The sequence below is a fragment of the Verrucomicrobiia bacterium genome (assembly GCA_035629175.1).
Classification (GTDB): Bacteria; Verrucomicrobiota; Verrucomicrobiia; order Limisphaerales; family DASXHY01; genus DASXHY01.
Genome location: DASPIL010000067.1, coordinates 47,818 through 65,165, shown reverse-complemented (window position 1 = coordinate 65,165; position 17,348 = coordinate 47,818). Strand labels below are relative to the sequence as shown.

The 17,348-nt window shown below is 52.9% G+C and carries 16 protein-coding genes; 14 read left to right on the top strand and 2 right to left on the bottom strand.

Annotation, left to right across the window (positions count from 1 at the left end; translation table 11 throughout):
- Positions 1-121: 121 nt before the first annotated feature.
- The 12 genes from VEH04_11320 (at position 122) to VEH04_11265 (ending at position 10,762) form a co-directional block, all read left to right on the top strand.
- Complete coding sequence (locus VEH04_11320) at positions 122-1,408, top strand: BT4734/BF3469 family protein (GenBank protein HYG23363.1); 1,287 nt, start codon at positions 122-124, stop codon at positions 1,406-1,408.
- A gap of 172 nt (positions 1,409-1,580) precedes the next feature.
- The gene (locus tag VEH04_11315) at positions 1,581-1,886 is read left to right on the top strand and encodes a hypothetical protein (GenBank protein ID HYG23362.1); all 306 of its coding nucleotides are present in this window, start codon (positions 1,581-1,583) and stop codon (positions 1,884-1,886) included.
- Positions 1,887-1,892: 6 nt separating this feature from the next.
- Positions 1,893-2,099: a hypothetical protein gene (locus VEH04_11310; protein HYG23361.1), complete on the top strand. Its 207-nt coding sequence runs from the start codon at positions 1,893-1,895 to the stop codon at positions 2,097-2,099.
- Positions 2,100-2,931: 832 nt separating this feature from the next.
- On the top strand, positions 2,932-4,179 hold the full coding sequence (locus VEH04_11305; protein ID HYG23360.1) for a DUF6804 family protein: 1,248 nt from the start codon (positions 2,932-2,934) through the stop codon (positions 4,177-4,179).
- Positions 4,176-4,814, top strand: a complete 639-nt coding sequence (locus tag VEH04_11300) for a hypothetical protein (protein ID HYG23359.1) — start codon at positions 4,176-4,178, stop codon at positions 4,812-4,814. The genes VEH04_11305 and VEH04_11300 overlap by 4 nt, the downstream gene beginning before the upstream one ends.
- 61 nt (positions 4,815-4,875) lie before the next feature.
- On the top strand, positions 4,876-5,088 hold the full coding sequence (locus VEH04_11295; GenBank protein HYG23358.1) for a hypothetical protein: 213 nt from the start codon (positions 4,876-4,878) through the stop codon (positions 5,086-5,088).
- A gap of 206 nt (positions 5,089-5,294) precedes the next feature.
- Entirely contained in the window at positions 5,295-6,575 is a 1,281-nt protein-coding gene (locus VEH04_11290; protein ID HYG23357.1) for a three-Cys-motif partner protein TcmP, read from the top strand.
- Positions 6,576-6,632: 57 nt separating this feature from the next.
- The gene (locus tag VEH04_11285; protein ID HYG23356.1) at positions 6,633-7,436 is read left to right on the top strand and encodes a phage Gp37/Gp68 family protein; all 804 of its coding nucleotides are present in this window, start codon (positions 6,633-6,635) and stop codon (positions 7,434-7,436) included.
- A 149-nt stretch (positions 7,437-7,585) separates the two neighbouring features.
- Entirely contained in the window at positions 7,586-7,960 is a 375-nt protein-coding gene (gene bamE, locus VEH04_11280) for an outer membrane protein assembly factor BamE (GenBank protein ID HYG23355.1), read from the top strand.
- Between the two features lie 241 nt (positions 7,961-8,201).
- Positions 8,202-9,359 (top strand): hypothetical protein, encoded by a 1,158-nt coding sequence (locus tag VEH04_11275; GenBank protein ID HYG23354.1) that lies wholly within the window; start codon positions 8,202-8,204, stop codon positions 9,357-9,359.
- Between the two features lie 111 nt (positions 9,360-9,470).
- Positions 9,471-9,707: a hypothetical protein gene (locus VEH04_11270; GenBank protein ID HYG23353.1), complete on the top strand. Its 237-nt coding sequence runs from the start codon at positions 9,471-9,473 to the stop codon at positions 9,705-9,707.
- Between the two features lie 461 nt (positions 9,708-10,168).
- Positions 10,169-10,762 carry an MEDS domain-containing protein gene (locus tag VEH04_11265; protein HYG23352.1) on the top strand — a complete coding sequence of 198 codons (594 nt, stop codon included), beginning with the start codon at positions 10,169-10,171 and terminating at the stop codon, positions 10,760-10,762.
- A gap of 354 nt (positions 10,763-11,116) precedes the next feature.
- Here the strand turns inward: VEH04_11265 and VEH04_11260 are convergent, their stop codons facing one another.
- Complete coding sequence (locus VEH04_11260) at positions 11,117-11,653, bottom strand: response regulator (protein HYG23351.1); 537 nt, start codon at positions 11,651-11,653, stop codon at positions 11,117-11,119.
- 688 nt (positions 11,654-12,341) lie between these two features.
- On the opposite strand from VEH04_11260, the gene VEH04_11255 reads away from it, so the two are divergent.
- Positions 12,342-12,785: a response regulator gene (locus VEH04_11255; protein HYG23350.1), complete on the top strand. Its 444-nt coding sequence runs from the start codon at positions 12,342-12,344 to the stop codon at positions 12,783-12,785.
- A gap of 242 nt (positions 12,786-13,027) precedes the next feature.
- Here the strand turns inward: VEH04_11255 and VEH04_11250 are convergent, their stop codons facing one another.
- Entirely contained in the window at positions 13,028-16,102 is a 3,075-nt protein-coding gene (locus tag VEH04_11250; GenBank protein HYG23349.1) for a PAS domain S-box protein, read from the bottom strand.
- A 666-nt stretch (positions 16,103-16,768) separates the two neighbouring features.
- Here VEH04_11250 and VEH04_11245 point away from each other — a divergent pair.
- The gene (locus VEH04_11245) at positions 16,769-17,041 is read left to right on the top strand and encodes a hypothetical protein (GenBank protein ID HYG23348.1); all 273 of its coding nucleotides are present in this window, start codon (positions 16,769-16,771) and stop codon (positions 17,039-17,041) included.
- Positions 17,042-17,348: the final 307 nt, after the last annotated feature.

The window sequence follows — 17,348 nt, the reverse complement described above, 5'->3', positions numbered from 1 at the left end:
AGAATTAGAACGGTCAAACTAAAAACCCCGCTTGCGCGAGGGCTAGCGGGGTGTGAAATACTTAGACCTATTCACCTTACCCGAACGAGCCTCCCGGTGCAAGCAGAAACACAACAGCACCATGCTCATCAGTCAATTCCGAAGCGTAAACCAACCGAGCCCTGACAAGCACCTTGAAGCCGCCGACGTCGCTGCCTCAATTTTACAAGGCCGGTGGAAATCCCAGGTTGAACGCATCCGAGCAACGTATCAGCGCACGCCCGGAACCAGCGATGATAAGAAAAACGCAATTAAACCGATGAAGAAGCAGCTGCCTGCCGTCACTTGGAGCGGAAAATTCCACACGCGGTCAAATTCGGGAATCGAGCTGCACTCTGGGCTCCTGTGCGCGGATTTGGATGAATTGGCGCAGCCACATGCGGTCAAAGAGTCCCTCAAGCGTAGCCAACACCTGTGGTTGGTAGCAACCTCACCATCCGGAGCGGGGCTCAAGGCAATTTTTCGTGTTCCGGCATCAGCAGATGGTCATGCCGCAAGTTTCGAAGCCGTTCGCAACCACATCGGCGAACTCGCTGGCCCTGAAGCCGCTGCTAAAGTTGACGTCCAATGCAAAGACGTAAGCAGGCTTTGCTTCGTTACTGATGACCCGCAGGCGGTCGTGAATCCAAGCGCATGTGAAATCGAGGTCTCCTCTTGCTCCCCTTATTCGTCTGCATTACTACATGCTACATCACTACATGACTACATTACTACATCACAGATCAGAGCAGAGAATGTGTTGCAGAATGTAATTGCCCGAAACGAAGCTGAGAACTCCCTACAGAGGGATCACGGGGCCATAGTCGCACTCTATAAAAGCCTTGTAGAACCATGGTTTCAGGCGGCAATCAGCAAACGGAACCATTTTATTACGCAGGCAGTGCCATTCCTCTTCAATGTGGTGGCGGAAACCCTCGTTGTGCGCCTCGTCGAGCATTTCTATGACTGCAATCGCGCACTTTTCAATGATTCAAAGGATCAACACATGAATGAGACTCGGTCCATGCTCAATTCCGTGATTCAGGCGTACCCAGGGAAACTAGGCGAGACAGAAAGAGCCATTTACGCGGCTTTGAAACCGCCGGAGCAAGCTGCGTTTCGTATTTGCCGTGATCTGGCTCTCAGACCCGTAGAACCCGGAGAAGACCGCCAGCCCATGACGTTCTTCATGGCGTTTGGACATCTAGGAGATCGCATTTCAGTCCACTCACAGCAAGCGCAACGGCTGATGGTGGGATTGGAAGGTTGCCAAATTCTTAAGCTCGTACAAAAGGGGATCCGGCGCCAACGCGGCGTTCCGGGAAAAGGCGGAACATATCTATGGCTTCTTCCCTCAGAGAGCAGGATCCAATGGAAGGATGCCGCCTAAATGACCTTTCAAAATGTACAGGGCGAAAGGCCTCCGCTGATCGATGCAAGAGGCTCCACTGAATACTTCGATGTCATTCGGCGCAGCCGAAGCGGCGAATTCCGCGTTCTTGGGGTTCAGGCGGTTCGAAACTCTGAATGGCGTTTTCTGGTTACCTACCACGATATTTCCAATGAAACCAAAACCAACACTGCCGCTGATTGAGTTCTTCGACCAGCACGGCCCCCTGACGGTCCACTTGCCCGCAGCGGATATTACCGCGGTGCTCTCCAACGACCCGGATGATCTAGAGCCTGTCATCCGAGAATTCATCGAAAAGGTCCTACCCTTTGTGCCCACCAATTACCTTGAGCCGTTGATCCACGCCTGCAAGGTGACATTAGCCAATCGAGAAGAAGATGAGGAGGTGGGGATTCCCGGCGTTGACCAAGCTCAAAGATTCCCCCTGCCCTATTGTGGAAACCCTGAACATCAGTGAACGAATATGAAAACACTCAGAACTGTCATCGTGCCGATCCCTGACAGCGACGAAGATGTCGCCCCTCAAGTGCCTATTCCCTTTGTGGACCTTGGTCTTTATCCGAAGGCCACCTATGAAACCGCAGTCCTCGGCATGCTGCAAGCGGGTGAAATCACGCACCTTCAGGCGAACCGGATTCGACAGATGCTTTGTTTGCCCGAGAAGCCGTAAAACGCTTTCGCAGGCGGCGTGGAAGCAATGCAGCGACATTCGGCTTCATCCCGGGGCGTTCGTATCGGAGCCAGGCGTCAGGCGAGGTGAGGACCTGCGGTTGGAAAAGGGAGGAGTAGGCGAGCCAAATCATCCGGACTGCGCATCCCGACGGTGTTCTTTGAAGCTTGCACCACTTTCGCGCGGTGTCTCCAGAAACGCCAAGGAGGCTGCCGAGGCCTCTGGTCGAGAGATTCCGGGCGGTTTTGATCTTAACGAGCATCTCAGCCAACTCTTGCGCGCTCGGTTTCCAAAGCCGGGAGAGACGTTGAGCGGCGAGGCCAGAGACATTACAGGTCAGGTTCTCCCCAGTGCCCTCAAGCGCCCGCCTGTAGGGCACCCTAGGAAGCGGTTTACGGCGTTTTTTCACTAAAGACAGGGTAGCACAAGAGGGCAGGAGTAAGGAAGGCTGTAGGCGCGGTTTGAAACACATTCCACCCACCCCGCTACGATCCCCAGCATTGCGCCAGGAACGGCCCTCAGAGCGGTTTTCACTTAGGGCGACAGGCGGATTTGGTCGCGAACCGCAGACGCTCTGAGGCGACGTATAAAGCCGAGTGCGCGGCTTTCCGAAACAGCCTCGCGAATGCACGGACATGTCTTTTGGGCAAGATGCTGACAGACCTCGTGGAATAAGTTTAAGCGCCAACGGCCAGCAACGGGGTATACATGACATTCGTCTCTTCTGTACACTGCTGGTAAAAGGGATCCAAGACGCCGCCGTGAATAGCTTCTCCTTTACAAAGATCTTCAAGCGAAGTAAAACGGGCTCTGGGCGGTGTTTTCCACGATTATGGCCATCGACTCATGGAGATTGGTCGCGGCAAAAGGCGCAACTGCCGCTCTTCTTTTTGGCGCATTAGGCGAGAATCCGTACAGTTACTACACCTTATTGCGATGGGTGGTTGCTTGCCTCGCCGGATATTGCGCTTTCGAGCGCTGGAAGGCTGGCTCGCGGGGTTGGACCTGGGCTTTTTCCGTAATTGCCGTGCTTTTTAATCCAGTGGCACCGGTGCATCTCGACCGCGCTGCATGGGCCCTCATCGACGTCTCCGTTGGGATAGTGTTTTTGGGATCGGTAGTTCGACATAGAACTGTTTCATTTAAACCGGCCAAGTCAGAAGCTGATCCACACGAGCTTGCAATTTTCCCAATCGGGCGCGACCACATATCAGGAGGTACCGGTGAGACGCTGATGGCTGCCATCCGCATTCATCCCATGAATTTGGACGCCTTCCAACGGAGCGCGGCTAAGTTCCTTGGCGAGGAGGTGAGGCGGTACATAGAGATGTCGAACCGCTGCCAAGTCTCACAAGTGCGGCCCGGGTTGGTGGCGGAGACTGTGAAGGAACTCTACCTCCAGAGACGGTTCGGTTGCAGGGGAACCGATTGGATACCCGGCAAACGGCTGTATTTTCATCCGGCCATTCAATCTCAAGCGCTGACACTTTCTGACGGGCGCGAAATCATACTCTACTTTGATTTCTCTCCCGTCCATGGAAAGTGGGCGTCTAATGCTCGCGGCGCCAAAACTCCGCCTGGGCAGGTCGAAAAACCTGAATTCCATCTGCTGCTCGGAAACGACGGCCCCATTGGAGACTCGGTTGAACTGCTCATTCAGTTCAAGTTGGGTAAGGCGGCGCTGGTTCGCACAACTCGATTCAAGAAAGCCAGCGAGATGGCACGGTTCATCCACGAGCAATTGTTCGATTTGGTCTTCTTCTACCTTGGTAATGTGCAATGGGACATTGGGTGGGGCAACATCGATGAGCTCCTTACGAGGCAGCCTATTGAGCATTCGTTCGTTCGAACACCTACGGTCGCCGATTACATATCCCACCTGAAGTCTCAATATCCAGACACGCCGTTCATCACTACACAATTGAAGAACCTTTCGGACGCCTTCGAGGGAACCGGCGTGGTATTCATTCCGACACCGTTCGCGACGGAGGACTTCGAGCGAGCGGCCCGAGTGGCCGGTGTTCTTGCCTTCCAGGGCGCCGTCTCGGGCAACATGCTGGAACCATCTTGCACCATATGAAACGGTTAGTCACCATTGCCGCCGGGTTCGTTGGGAGTCTTGTCGCAATTTTGGTGCTACCCCTGATGATACTGAACATGCTCGGGGGCCTGATTTCTGCAATCTGGTTGCTTGTGTTGGGGGAGTGGAAGCCGGTGGCTTTAGGATCAGTTACCTTTCTTTTCTCAGGGCCGGCGCTTGGAATGGCTCTCATCCCCTCCGTGATTTTTGCGATGAGGCCGGCCGAGCAATGCGAACGATCCGGAAATCAAGTAGGCGTGTTGATCTTCGGTTTCGTTGGCTTCGCCTACACATTTGCACTATTCTCCGTGTGGTGCATGGCGGTTATGCTTTGCGCTGTGCGCATCTCCTCGGGGTCAACTTTACTCCCGCTGCTTCTTTGGTCGTACGGAGTTGCGTTGAGTCCGATCCTCTGGTTGGCTAAAAAAGACCAAGAGGGCGGTCGTAATGAATTTTCTGCCATTGGAGTCTTAGTCTTTTCAGTCGCTTACATTTTAACGGCTGGCTCGATCCTGTTTGGGAATCCTCTTGGAAAACCAGCACCGCTCTTCGGGGCTGTCGTATTGCTCGGTGTGTTGTTGATGGCGGTCCTCGGGTACATTGAACATCGAAGTGAGCGAGGTCTGCCCGACTGATAGCGTTCCTATCTGTCGGGGTCACGCTAGAAAAGCGCGCGCCAGCCGAACTCTAATCCCTATGAAAACAAAACCCAATTCAAACGAAGAACTCGCGATTAGGCTCTGCGCAGCGTTTATCTCTATCCGCATGGGCTATTCGCTTCACGGTGCATACAATCAGGTTAAGCGGCAATGTCCGAACGGTGTGGGGCAAACGTGGACAGATTTAGCTGCGATTTTGCTAGAGGATTCCCGATATATTCGGGCAACAGATGAACTTTCGAAGAACTGAAGAGCAGCACGGTTCTTCGGGCCCACCCGGGAACCGACGCAGAACTCTCTCCTCTCGCCGCAACATGGCAGCCCACGAGACTTCACCTCCGTTCACCGAAAGCCCATGGGCCATGATATATGTATTACGACACCGACGAACAGCAAAGGCCTGGTCGCCCGCAACCCGTCGCGACTCCGAGATAACATCATCCAAATAACCAAGCCATGAATGACGATCCATCCGCTTTTAATTGGAGAGAATCGAACGACGGGTTGTTACCGCTTCTGGAGCCACACAGCGAAGCCAAGCTCCGCGTGCTGCAGGACTACGTCGAGGACTATATCGCAATCCTTTGCAGCAACTCCTTCGGGCTCGACAGGTTCCGGGTGACCTTGATCGATGGTTTCTGTGGCGGCGGCATTTATGCTAACAATCGAGAGGGTTCCCCGTTTTCCCTTCTCCGGGCCGTCTCAGCGGCGGAAGCGCGACTTAATTGTGACGGAAGAACGAAATCAATAAACATCGATTGCGAATGGCATTTCGTTGATGAAGCGAAGGAGCACATTATTTGCTTGGCGAATGCTTTGGAGAACTTGGGTTTTGGCCACAAGATCGGGAAGTCAATTTTTCTTCACACGGGAGCGTTCGCAACGAGATGTGACGACATCCTTGCCCGACTCAAGAAAAGGCATCCAAGGGAGGGCGGCCGCGCAATTTTCTTTCTTGATCAATGCGGATATTCCCAAGTCACGCCCCAGCTGATTCGCCGCATTTCGGGAGAAGTGAGGCACGCTGAGTACATTATCAACTTTGCCATAGAATGGCTTCTGGATTTCGTCAGCGATACCGCGCTTTTCCGCAAACGTTTACAAAATCTAGGCCTTGGGAATTACCTCTCAGCGGAGGAAGTAATTCGGGCGAAAGACACGCAAGGCATCCACTGGAAGTTCGCGATTGAGTCCCTGATCGGTCCAGCGTTCCGCCGGGCGGCTCAGATGCCCTTCTTTTCGCCTTTTTATATTGAGCCAACCGACAGTCATCGAGGCTATTGGCTGTTGCATTTGGCCCCACATGAGAGAGCAAGATCGGCTATGGTGGATATTTTTTGGCGCCATGCGAACAATGTGCGTCATTTCGGAAACACCGGCCTGAACATGCTCGCCTACAAGCCAGATATGAATTCGACAGAATACTTCGCCGGAATGACGTTCAATGACGTAACCCGTAGCAACGTTCGTAAATCTCTGACATCTGATTTTGCTCGGGTAGTCCGAGACAGCCATCATGAAGGGACCACCTTCAGGGATTTTGCCAAACTTTACTGCAATCAAACCATGGCAGACGAATCGCTGATGTCTGACGTACTCTCCACGCTCGCGGCGGAGGGCGAAATCACGATCACTGGGCCCTCTGGAGGACTTAAACGCTCGCAGAAGATTTCTGGGATCGATATCATCAGTCCATGCACTCAATTCCAGCTACAACTACCCTGGAAACGCACCTAGGTCTGGACGCCCAAGGACAGCGGATGTCCCAGGGGCGATGTCACAGTTTGTCTTGAAATGAGCGAGAAATCGAAGATCGAATGGACGGACGCAACTTGGAATCCGGTGCGGGGTTGCACCAAGATTAGCCCCGGATGTGCTCACTGCTACGCGGAGACGTTCGCAGAACGGTGGAGAGGAATTCCTGGCCATCCTTTTGAGTTCGGTTTCGACCTCCGACTAGTTCCCGAAAAGCTTTGTGACCCTATAGATTGGGCGTCTCCTCGGATGATCTTTGTGAATTCCATGAGCGACCTTTTTCATCACGACGTGCCCGACGAATATATCGTCAAAGTTGCAAGGGTCATGGTAGCGGCAGACTGGCATACGTATCAGGTCTTGACGAAACGAGCAGACAGGCTCCGGTCACTTCTCAATACAAAGCTCGATTTTGCGTCTCGCTATCCCCACATCTGGTGGGGAGTCAGCGTTGAGAACCGAAAGCACGGGATTCCGAGAATATCCTCGCTCCAGCGAGCACCGGTCCCCGTCCGGTTTCTGTCCGTCGAACCATTGCTGGAGGACCTCGGATCGATTAACCTAAGCGGGATTCAGTGGGTCATCGTGGGCGGAGAGAGTGGATCGGGCGCTCGTCAAATGTTACCGGGCTGGGTACGAAGCATCCGCGCTCAGTGCGAGGAGTTCGGCACTGCCTTTTTCTTCAAACAATGGGGAGGTGTCAGAAAATCGGAAACAGGACGCGAACTAGACGGACGGACCTACGATGCCTTTCCCGTTCGCTCGACAACTAAGAGACCATCTTTGGAGCACCGACGTCAGGTCTGGCGGCAACTAAACCAAGAGTGCGCCTTGTTGAAGTGAGCGCTAAATGCAACAGCAGGCGCCCCGCGGGTACTAATGTCAGCGGGCTCGCAGTTGACCATTTAACGAAGGTCGAATAAGGTCGTTGCAGGACTCGCTTCCGACGGCAGTGCCGGAGCGTATCGTTCGGCGACTGAGGTGCCACGAGCATGAATAGAATATCGAAATTTATTATTGGCGGTGTTCTTCTCTTATTGTGGCTGCCGATATTCTCCTTCACCTACTACTTAGGGGTTCAGCGCTACACGCCAATAGACTCATTTTATACCGTTCTTTTGGGGACCGATACAGCTTGGGCGAAGGATTATCGCGAGAGCAATTTTGCGAGGGTGAAGGTTGGAATGACGCACCAAGAGGTGCGAAAGATAATGGGGGATCCAGTGACCCACCCCAACCCTGATCACGCGGATATTTACTGGAGTTACACTTGGTCGCCTCGCGGTACACATTATCACCAGCGCGGCTTTTTGTTCTCACCGTCCGGCAGCGTCACGCAGGTAGTGAAAGGCTTTTATTTTGACTGATATGCCTTTCACGACTTCTCGATTCTGTCCTCAACTCCTACTACATCTTGGCCCACGTAGGGGCGCTTCCACAGAACGTGAATCACGCGATCAAGGTCATTCGAATCACAATTTGCTAGAGCGGTCCCCGGAGGTTTCCAAAAAGCTGAGAGCGACGGATTCTGCTTCAAAGGCGTTCTCAGACATTGCCGAACAGGCGCGATTGTCTGCGGTCATGATAGAAGCTCATCACAAAACGACTATGAATCTCAGGATCGCCGGTATCGTTATCTTCGCCCTATCGCTGTGCGTTCGTGCCGACAGCATAAAACTCAAAGATGGCACCACCCTCAATGGATCGCTGATTCAAACGAACGGCGCCGTGGTTCTCATAGCGTCCGACACGGGAACATTCACCGTCCAGGTCACACAAATCGATTCGATTCAGGGTTCAAAGCCCACCGGAAAGCCGACAGGACGCACGGCATCGTTCCGTGAGGTGCTCGCAGCTCTAAGTCGTCAAAAATGGGCAACCGGGATTTACCAAGTGCCCGCAACAGTGATTGACCGAGGAGTGTTTCGCAACGTTCCATATCTGTCGTTCCGCTGCGGCGGTGACTATGAAATCAACGTCTATGGCGACCTCGAATCCCCTGCTGGAATCGAAGCCGGTGTGTACAACGACCTTCTTCAGAGCGAATCAGCCAAACGAAATTGCCTCGATTTCATTGCCTCCGTCCTTTCCAACAAAACTGATACCTCCATCGTTCGGTCACTTGGAACTGAGGGCGACTCTGTTCAGCGAAACGGCCTTACGATGGAGGTGACTCCGCCAACCGCGGATGACTCATATGGTGGTTGGTGGATTTCGGCATACTCAGAGAGCGAATTGAATTCGGCCCGCGCCTCCGATGTGGAGATTGCATCGATTAGCATCCCCGCCGCGCCGACAAACTCTACAGGGGATTGGACTGCTGGCGAAATGAAAATGGCGCGATCGTTGCCCGAGGTGGTCACGGTAACCGATAGCCTAGGCAACGAGATTGTCGATGCAGTTGTTGTTCGGTCTGACGGCGCGTACCTCATCTGGCGCAAAGGAGCGAGTGGCGGCAGAGTAAAATTGGCTGATCTTCCGCAGGCATCACAGCGCAAATTCGGTTTTGAGGCGTCGAAAGCGCAACAAGCGTATGACTCTGAAGCGCGACGCCAGGCGGCCCTGACGGCCGCATCGGATTCGCAACGGCGAGCGGCAGAGGCGTGGATTGCTGATGCGCCCCAAAGAGCAATGGCGGAACGTGCGGCAAACGGAACATCCACACTCGGCTTGGGATATGTGCCATCGTCTGGAGGTAGAGTGTTCGTCCGAGGATACACACGCAAAGACGGGACATATGTCCGTCCGCATTCCCGGCGAAGGTGAAAGGGCATTGACCGAAGGGCTCCGAAGGAATCATCCACAAAGAATCTCGATCCCGTGACCATGAAGGAGCTGCGTTGTCAGTTCTAGCTGGAGCAACTACCTGCTTCATTCATGAAAATCGTCTTCGTATTCAACACTTCGGCTGGTGAATTCACCATTGTGGAACACGATGGTCGGTTTCATCCCTACTTCGACGGCCAGGATCTTGGGAGCTACGAAACTGCGCGTCAGGCGGCCGCCGAGTTGGCAGCAGGCAACACATTCATTCCGTCACCTGGTATAGATCCCGCATCCCTCGGCATACCTGATGACCTTCGGGCGTGGAAGGCGGTCGGTTTGTTAGTATGATCGTGGTCTCAAGCAAGACTGGCCTCCCTTCAGCCACGATTTGGCGACAAAAATTCATGATCTTTGAAAGATTGCTGAAATCGGCCCGTATAGATGGGCGGGTGGCCACCATTTGACCCCCCGTGCAGCGGTGGCCGAGGCCTAGGCTGTCGCTTCTGAGCCGGAGCGACAGCCGTTTATTTATGCGAGTCTTACTGCAAAGACAGATGATCCCGACCGAGCCACAAACTTTCACAACACCGGTGCGGTTATCGATAAAGCAATCCAAATCTCTCTTCGAAAGGCCAGAACGTTCTACAGCTTCAGCGACCCGAAGGAGAATTTCTCCAGCGATATTTAACAGCGGCAATCCACGATCAACGTGAACCTTTCAGCTCCGTGGGTTCAGGACCGTTCTGCTTTACGATATTGACCTATCGTTCATTCCGATAGTACCCCTAGATGACGTGAAAGGACCGATCATGAAAGGCGATTCCCGTCACCAATGCTTCATTTATAAGGGCCCTCCGTCAGAGCAGTTGCCCTTAATGGCGACCCGGATAAAGGTCAAACTCGATGAAGGCTATCGGTGTTTGTATTTGAACAGCCCTGCCATGGTGATGGGATTGCAATCGTGTCTCGCTACCCGCGGTTTCGATGTTGCTAGCGAGGGTTCCAAATCCAAGTTGATCCTGTCGTCGGAACAGATGGTCGCGGCTGACGGTGGTTTTGATATTGAATTGATGTTGTCAAAGCTTTCCTCCGCGGTGGATGACGCTCTAAGCGCCGGTTATAAAGGACTTTTCGCGACCGGGGATATGACTTGGGAGTTTGCCTCAGAGAAGAACTTCGCCAAGCTCATGGAATACGAATTCCGTTTGGAAGAGCTGTTCTCGAAATGCGAAGCATTACACGGAATTTGCCAGTATCATCAGGATACCCTTCCTGGGGAGGCCACGTGGCAAGCGCTGTTAACCCATCGAATGGTGGTTGTGGACGAGAGACTTTCCCGCGTTAACCCGCATTTTCAATCGCAAGAACACCTTCGAAAGTCGGAAGACATTTTTCCGATTTAAGGCGGCAACGTCCCTAAGATGATCGAGAACAGCTGTCGCGGATATTTTTGTAGTTGGCGGCTTTGGCCAAGCGGCTGCGGATGAGCTCGTGAGCGCATGAACTTCGCCCAAATTCGTGGACGACCACGCGGAATGCTCGTCAGTCGCATTTCCGTCAACCGGTGCTAAAGTTGTCCAGACTGCGACGCCAAGGAGGTGGGACAGAGGATGCCCGCTGAAGAAACGTTCACAGCCTGGACTTCCGTGTTCTGCCATCTCAAGGTGGACGGGTCTAACCAAATTTTGCCCTAAGCTGCGCCAACATTCGCAAGCCATGCTTTCCAATGTCAGGGGCGGACAGACCCACTAAACCACCTAAACCTCAGCCCAGGAAAGAACCTCCGGCAGCTCTCGCCGATGTATGTAGTCCACCCACCGACCCGCCGCCGTGCGACATGCCAAACAGCGGAACTCTTTACACTGCGCGAGCACTGGGTGTTCCGGCGGTGGCAACAATTCCGACTTGGTGACAAACAGTCGCCGAATAGCGGCGATCAACTCGCCAGGACGTCCCTTGTCGATGAATGCGTACGCTCCAGATGCGAGCGCCTTCTCCCGAAGAAGGGGATCGGGATGCCCGGAGAACATGATATATGGAATCGGTGGAGAAGTGTTTCGCGCATAATGGAATACATTCTCAGTGTCGAATCCTCGGACGTTTGAATCCGAAAGAACTAAGTCGGGAGGTCCCGCCCGGATCGCCTTTCGAAAATCAATGTCACTGGCAATCTCGACAATCGAAACCGGTATTTCCAAGCCGCGGAGGTGAACCTTTAGCAGGTCGGCATCCAAAGGCTCATCCTCAACGTGGAAGAGTCGAATGGTCTTCAAATTGTGCGCTGCGGAATTCATACCTGGGCACACCGAGTGCCAGAACTTTGCTAAATCTCCCCGTCAGCGCAAGCTAGATTCCTGCTCGGGCCACGTCCCTTCAGACCGACCCGCTTGTCAGGGCTTGGATCAGGCCAGCGCATGCCAGCACTGAAGACCGAGCCAACCGCGACTGGGGAGAAAACTAGGCGAAGAGCGGCAGAAAACTGACCGACGCTTTCAATCGCACCGAGACGACCGACAATCTTGACAGGATGATGTCGCCGCATATTTTTGGGGTTCTCCCCAGAGCGGATGGCTCCCGCTCGATAGTGGCAGTGGCTGCCCGGTGCCATCACAGCACCGGGCATTAAACTTCCTATCTAAGTTACAATTGAACCGGCCTAGAGCGCGACCGCCAGAGGTCATTGTTTTAAACGAGGGAGTATGGCGGCCCTCGCGGAGGAAGGCGCCATTCTCCGGACAGACTAACGTTAAATGATTGGAATCCGGTGAATAGATAAATAAGAAGGCGGACAACCTAATTGGAATGGGGAAAAAGCCTTATTTCGTAATCGTGGTTTTATGGAATTATGATTTCCCGGCACTCAAAAAGACATCCGAAAGACCGTCCTCTGGATGCGATGCTTTCTGGTTAATTTCGGCGCAATTAAACCTTTTGAACTGTCTGCGAGAAAACTAAAAGGTCCTAATCTGAAACTTCTTATTTATGACTACAGTGCTCCTTTTGATTGATGACGATGAAGCACTACCCATGTTGTTGGAAAAACGGATTGAGTCGTTCGATGTCTTGTTGCGATGCACGCGCGATGGAGATGAAGGAATTGACTATCTTTCTCGTCGAGGCGAGTACAGCGATAGTCAGCGCTTCCCCTCACCGTCCGTCGTTTTGTTGGACGTGAGAATGCCACGGGTCAACGGCTTCGAGGTTCTGGAATGGATGGGACAGCAATCGTACTTGGAATCACTTCCAGTGGTCGTTTGGTCGTCTTCAAATCTGTTGGAAGACCGCCAAAAGGCACTTGCGTTGGGAGCAGAAGATTATGTTGTAAAACCTATGGGCTTGGATGCCATAGTCCAACTGGTCAGGCAAATCGCCGCAACCTACCGAAAACCTACTGCTCAGCTGTCTAATGCTTTTAAATCCGGCTAGACATAGTACTCGCATGCACACTGTGAAGGTTCCCTCTTGCCGTTTCTCCTTCAAGGATTTATGCAAAATAAATCCAAACACCTTGCCCCTTAACCTCATGCAGTTCTTAACTAAGGAGATCGCGGCCAAACGCATTACCAAAACTAGGGCTGACGAGAACGCCCCACCCATATATTTTATGATCCCAGGACCGTCCGACCCCAGCTGCGAGAGCGTAGCGCCCTCACCGAAAGACGCTTAATCTAGTGGCCCTGACGCGCCGGTATCTGATTCGGCGCGGGCAGTTCGATCCAAAAACGGCTTCCGTTCTCCCCATCCGACTCGACGCCGACCTTCCCGCCCATTTTTTCCATAGCTTTTCGCACAATGGCCAAGCCGATACCGGTCCCTTCAAATTTTCCCTCCGGATGCAACCGTTCGAACATTCCGAAAATACGCTCCTGATCCTTAAGCCTGATGCCTATTCCGTTATCCTCGAACCATACTCTCACCTGCTTGCTAAAATGTTCAGCGCGAACGAGGACGCGCGGCTTGGTGCTGGGCGAGACAAATTTTACGGCATTATTCAAAAGGTTGGAGACGACTTGTGCCAACATAGTCTCATTGGCGCACACCAAAGGTAATTCGCCGAGAATTTCGACTTCAAGCGCTGGGCCTTGGACATTTGAATATTGATCCATCACATCCCGCACAAGCCGATCCAAATTCACATTCTCCAGTTGGATTTGAGAGCGAGCTACGCGACTGTAGGTTAGCACCTCCAGTGTGAGCCGGTTCATCCGGTCACTGCATCGTCGAATCTTTCCCAGGTACGCCCGTGTTGTCTCATCAATTTGTCCGTCTGGATCTTCAAGCAACACATCCGCGTAGCCGCTAATTGCTCGCAACGGAGCCCGCAAATCGTGGGACACTGAATACGAAAACTCCTCCATCTGGGCGACAACTTCGCGTAACGATGCCGTGCGTTCCGCAACCGTTTGCTCCAGGATTTCCCTCGAACGAACCTTTTCTGTGATGTCGCGCGCAACCTTCGACACTCCAATAACCTTTCCGGACGAATCTTTGATTGGCGAGACTGTCAATGAGACGTCAATGATTGCTCCGTCCTTGCGAAGCCTCTGAGTTTCGTAGTTCTCCACAGTTTCGTTTCTACAGATCCGCCGTAAAATTTCAGGCTCCTCATTTGCGCGGCCTGGAGGAATCAGCGTAAAAATCGGACGTCCGACGATTTCAATAGCAAGATAACCGTATAGGCGCTCTGCACCCCTGTTCCAGCTATTGATCACGCCCTCAGTATCCGTGCTGAAGATTGCATCCTCTGAATGCTCTATGATTGCTGCCAGGCGGGAGGCACCTTCCTGCGCCCGCTTCTCTTCGGTAATATCGACCGAAACAATCAGCATCTGGCGCGCTCCCCCATCAGCGTCGGTCATCGGGGAAACACTGTTTCGAACCCATACGTTCGACCCGTCCCGGCGAGCGTAACGATTCTCAATCAAGATGGAGTTTCCTTCGTGCAGGGCTTTGTCGAATTTGAGAGCTTGGTCGGAGAAAAACATCAGATCAGAGCAGGTTTCGTTTCTCAATTCCCCAGCCGAATACCCAAGAATGTCGCAAAAGCGCTGGTTTACCAGGATGAAGCGCCCATCGACGTCAACTTGCGCTAATCCAACAGTGCTCTGGTTAAAAATATTCCGCAAACGTTTCTCGCTTTCGCGCAACACATCTTCGATCTCGCACCTTTCAATGAAGTCAGTGGCCTGTCGGACATACAACTCAAGGTGCCGAAGCTGTCTCTCGTTGGGGCAATGCGGAGAGTGCCAGTGGGTCGAAATCATTCCGCGCGGCTTTCCATTCCGCCCAATTAGCGGCGTTGACTGGACCGCCCGATATCCGGCGGACTCTGCAATGGCACGCATCGGTGCGTAGGCTTTATCCACCTGAACATCAGGGATGATTATCCGGTCGCCAGTTCGCAGAGCCCTTCCACATGCGGATGCGTCGCCCACCGAAACTTCAGAAAAGAAGTCGAGGAACTCGCGGCTGAAGCCGCGTTGGGCTGCGATTCGCAACCTGGGGCCGTCCAAAAGCTGAATATTGCCCATATCGGCCTCGAGCAGCTCGATAGTCGCATTAAGCATTTCATCGATGCCTTCTTGCAGCGACGAGATTTTCCATAGGCGCGATCCCAAATGATTTAACTTAGAGAGGGCATCCGCGTCGGCCTCTAGTTGCCGTTGGGTTTGACGCAGTTCATCTTCTGCGCGCTTCTGATCGGTAATGTCGCGAGTGAAGCATTGCGTGTGAATGAACTTTCCTCCCTCCCAAAGAACACAGGAATCAATAAGAACAGTCTTGAACGAGCCGTCTTTGCACTTGAGACGCGCTTCGTAATTTTGTAGCCGTTCGCCACTTGAAAGCCTAGAAAGGATGTCATCAATTACATGACGGTCTGCGTGAAATTCCGCAATGTGATGCCCAATGTAATCGTCCCCGGAAAATCCAAGAAACTCGAAATCAGCTTTGTTCGCCCATTGAATAATTCCATCGGGACCAACCCAGTGAAGCCCCACCGAAGCGTGCTCAACAAATTGGGTCAGTTCTGCTTCGCGGCGTCTCAGGGTTTCTTCCGCGCGCTCACGCTCGACAATTTCCTTTTCCAGTGACAATGCCCTCTGCTGAATCTCCGCAATGAGCCGCGACTGCTCGGCCGCTGTTGGCGCTTTATCGAGGGATTCCAATGGTTTTACATGGGAGTGAGCCTGACAAATACGAGAGAAAACCCTGCTGTGCTTCGTATCGCTGAAGCCCGTAATTGGGTAGGCACAAAACAGCGTGAATGTGTGTTTCTCCGCTAATTTGTTCCAGAGTTCCTCCAAACTGAGCACGGCATCGCCGTTTCCGTCAGCCCAGAGCAGCGACACCATCTCTCCAAAAGCTCGTACACCGCGGCGCCCCCTTGCGGCATTTTCGATCTTGTGGCCGATATAGGCTTCAAATCTCGATGGCTCAGGGCAGCCATCCACCATGAATTTAGAAAGCGCTTCGGCAGCATCAAGGGCAACATACTGACCCCTCGCTTCCACAACTGCCAAATCCACGCCCTGCGCAGCAAGCTTATGCCCGATTGCGACCAGGTGCGAAGACGTCGCAATCACCACCCCACCTTCACCCGCGCCTAAGCCGGAACCAATGAATGCCGCAACAGAATCTACTAGGAATTCCTCACTCTCGTAAAACTGGACGAAGTGGTTCCCGTCGCACCGCTGATCGACATCCACGACGGGTTTTAAATGGGTGTTTTGTATGACGCTCATGAATAAAGACGGAACACTAACTGACCGCCTAGCAGTGTGCATGGCGCAAATGTAAGTGTATGGACCGGGACCGATTGCCAGCACTAGGGTTTTGACCCTATTGCAGTGGAAGATGCGGTCTGACCCGGTTAGCAACGAGTTGGAACAATTTGGGTTATTCTCCAAACGTCCCGGAGATCTGACGCATACAAATTATGTGTTTACGCCGTCCTATGTTTTTTGGCGAAAGAAAGTGTGAGTTTGCTGGTGAGTTTAGAAAAGGGACCCATATATAGCAGCACGTGACCACCCCCGCCCACCCCGCGATACCCCCCCCCCGGCTCCAAGCTTGCCCTTCCACAGCGGCGGGTCTGCTTGTCAGCTTCGACGTTCCTGGCAAACGGCGCCGCGAAACCAGCACCTAAGGCCGATAAACATTGGCCGCGATCCACTTCTTAATTCGGAATTTTCTGCGGATTTTTCTTGAACTTTTCGAAACCAAAGGCATAGTCATTTCAGTCTTCAGTATCAGTGGGGACTTCGCCAACTGTAGCGGAATTAGTCACTCCGTTAAGGCGATTCGACAACAGTACAATTCGCCCGTGATTGGATAGCAGGTGCCCTGACCGGTATTTTGCGACAAGGCTGATACCCTTCCAGTCACGGGTTAATTGTTTCTAGCTACAAATGAAGAACGGATCAGTATCAACCGCGGTCATTCTAGACCGGGTTCAAATCACGATAGACATCATCCTCCGGAATCACGGAGCCGAAAGGGCAATGGCCAAAAAGATTAAATCGGGAAAGGAGGTTATTTACGAATGCTTCGCCTACATCCCAGCCAACCTTGGGTTTGATGCCGTTGACGATGCGCAATCGTTCCTCGGAGGAGAATGCGGGGCACTGGCACACTGGTTTCCTTCGGGCCGATTCAACGCGGTTCGCTGGCTTCAGAACTGAACCATTCACCCCAATTGAAATCACGGGTCTATTCCAGATATTAGCCTATGAAGACTTTGAGCAAATCCCCTTGCAATTCCACTTCGAAGACACACCGTCCGCCAACCCGGAAGATCACAATCGAGCTTTCCGCTTGGGCGTATGGCCAGCTGGTGACTGCGTCCGTCGTTCATGACTGCACTGTACAGGAAGTACTCGAACAATACTTGGATAGCCAAGCGACTTGTGACTGGGCAAATGAGGATTTTCCGCTGAGCTAAAGGCTCTGTTCAGGATCACGCACCCGGCAGGACTGCAAACTGCCGGG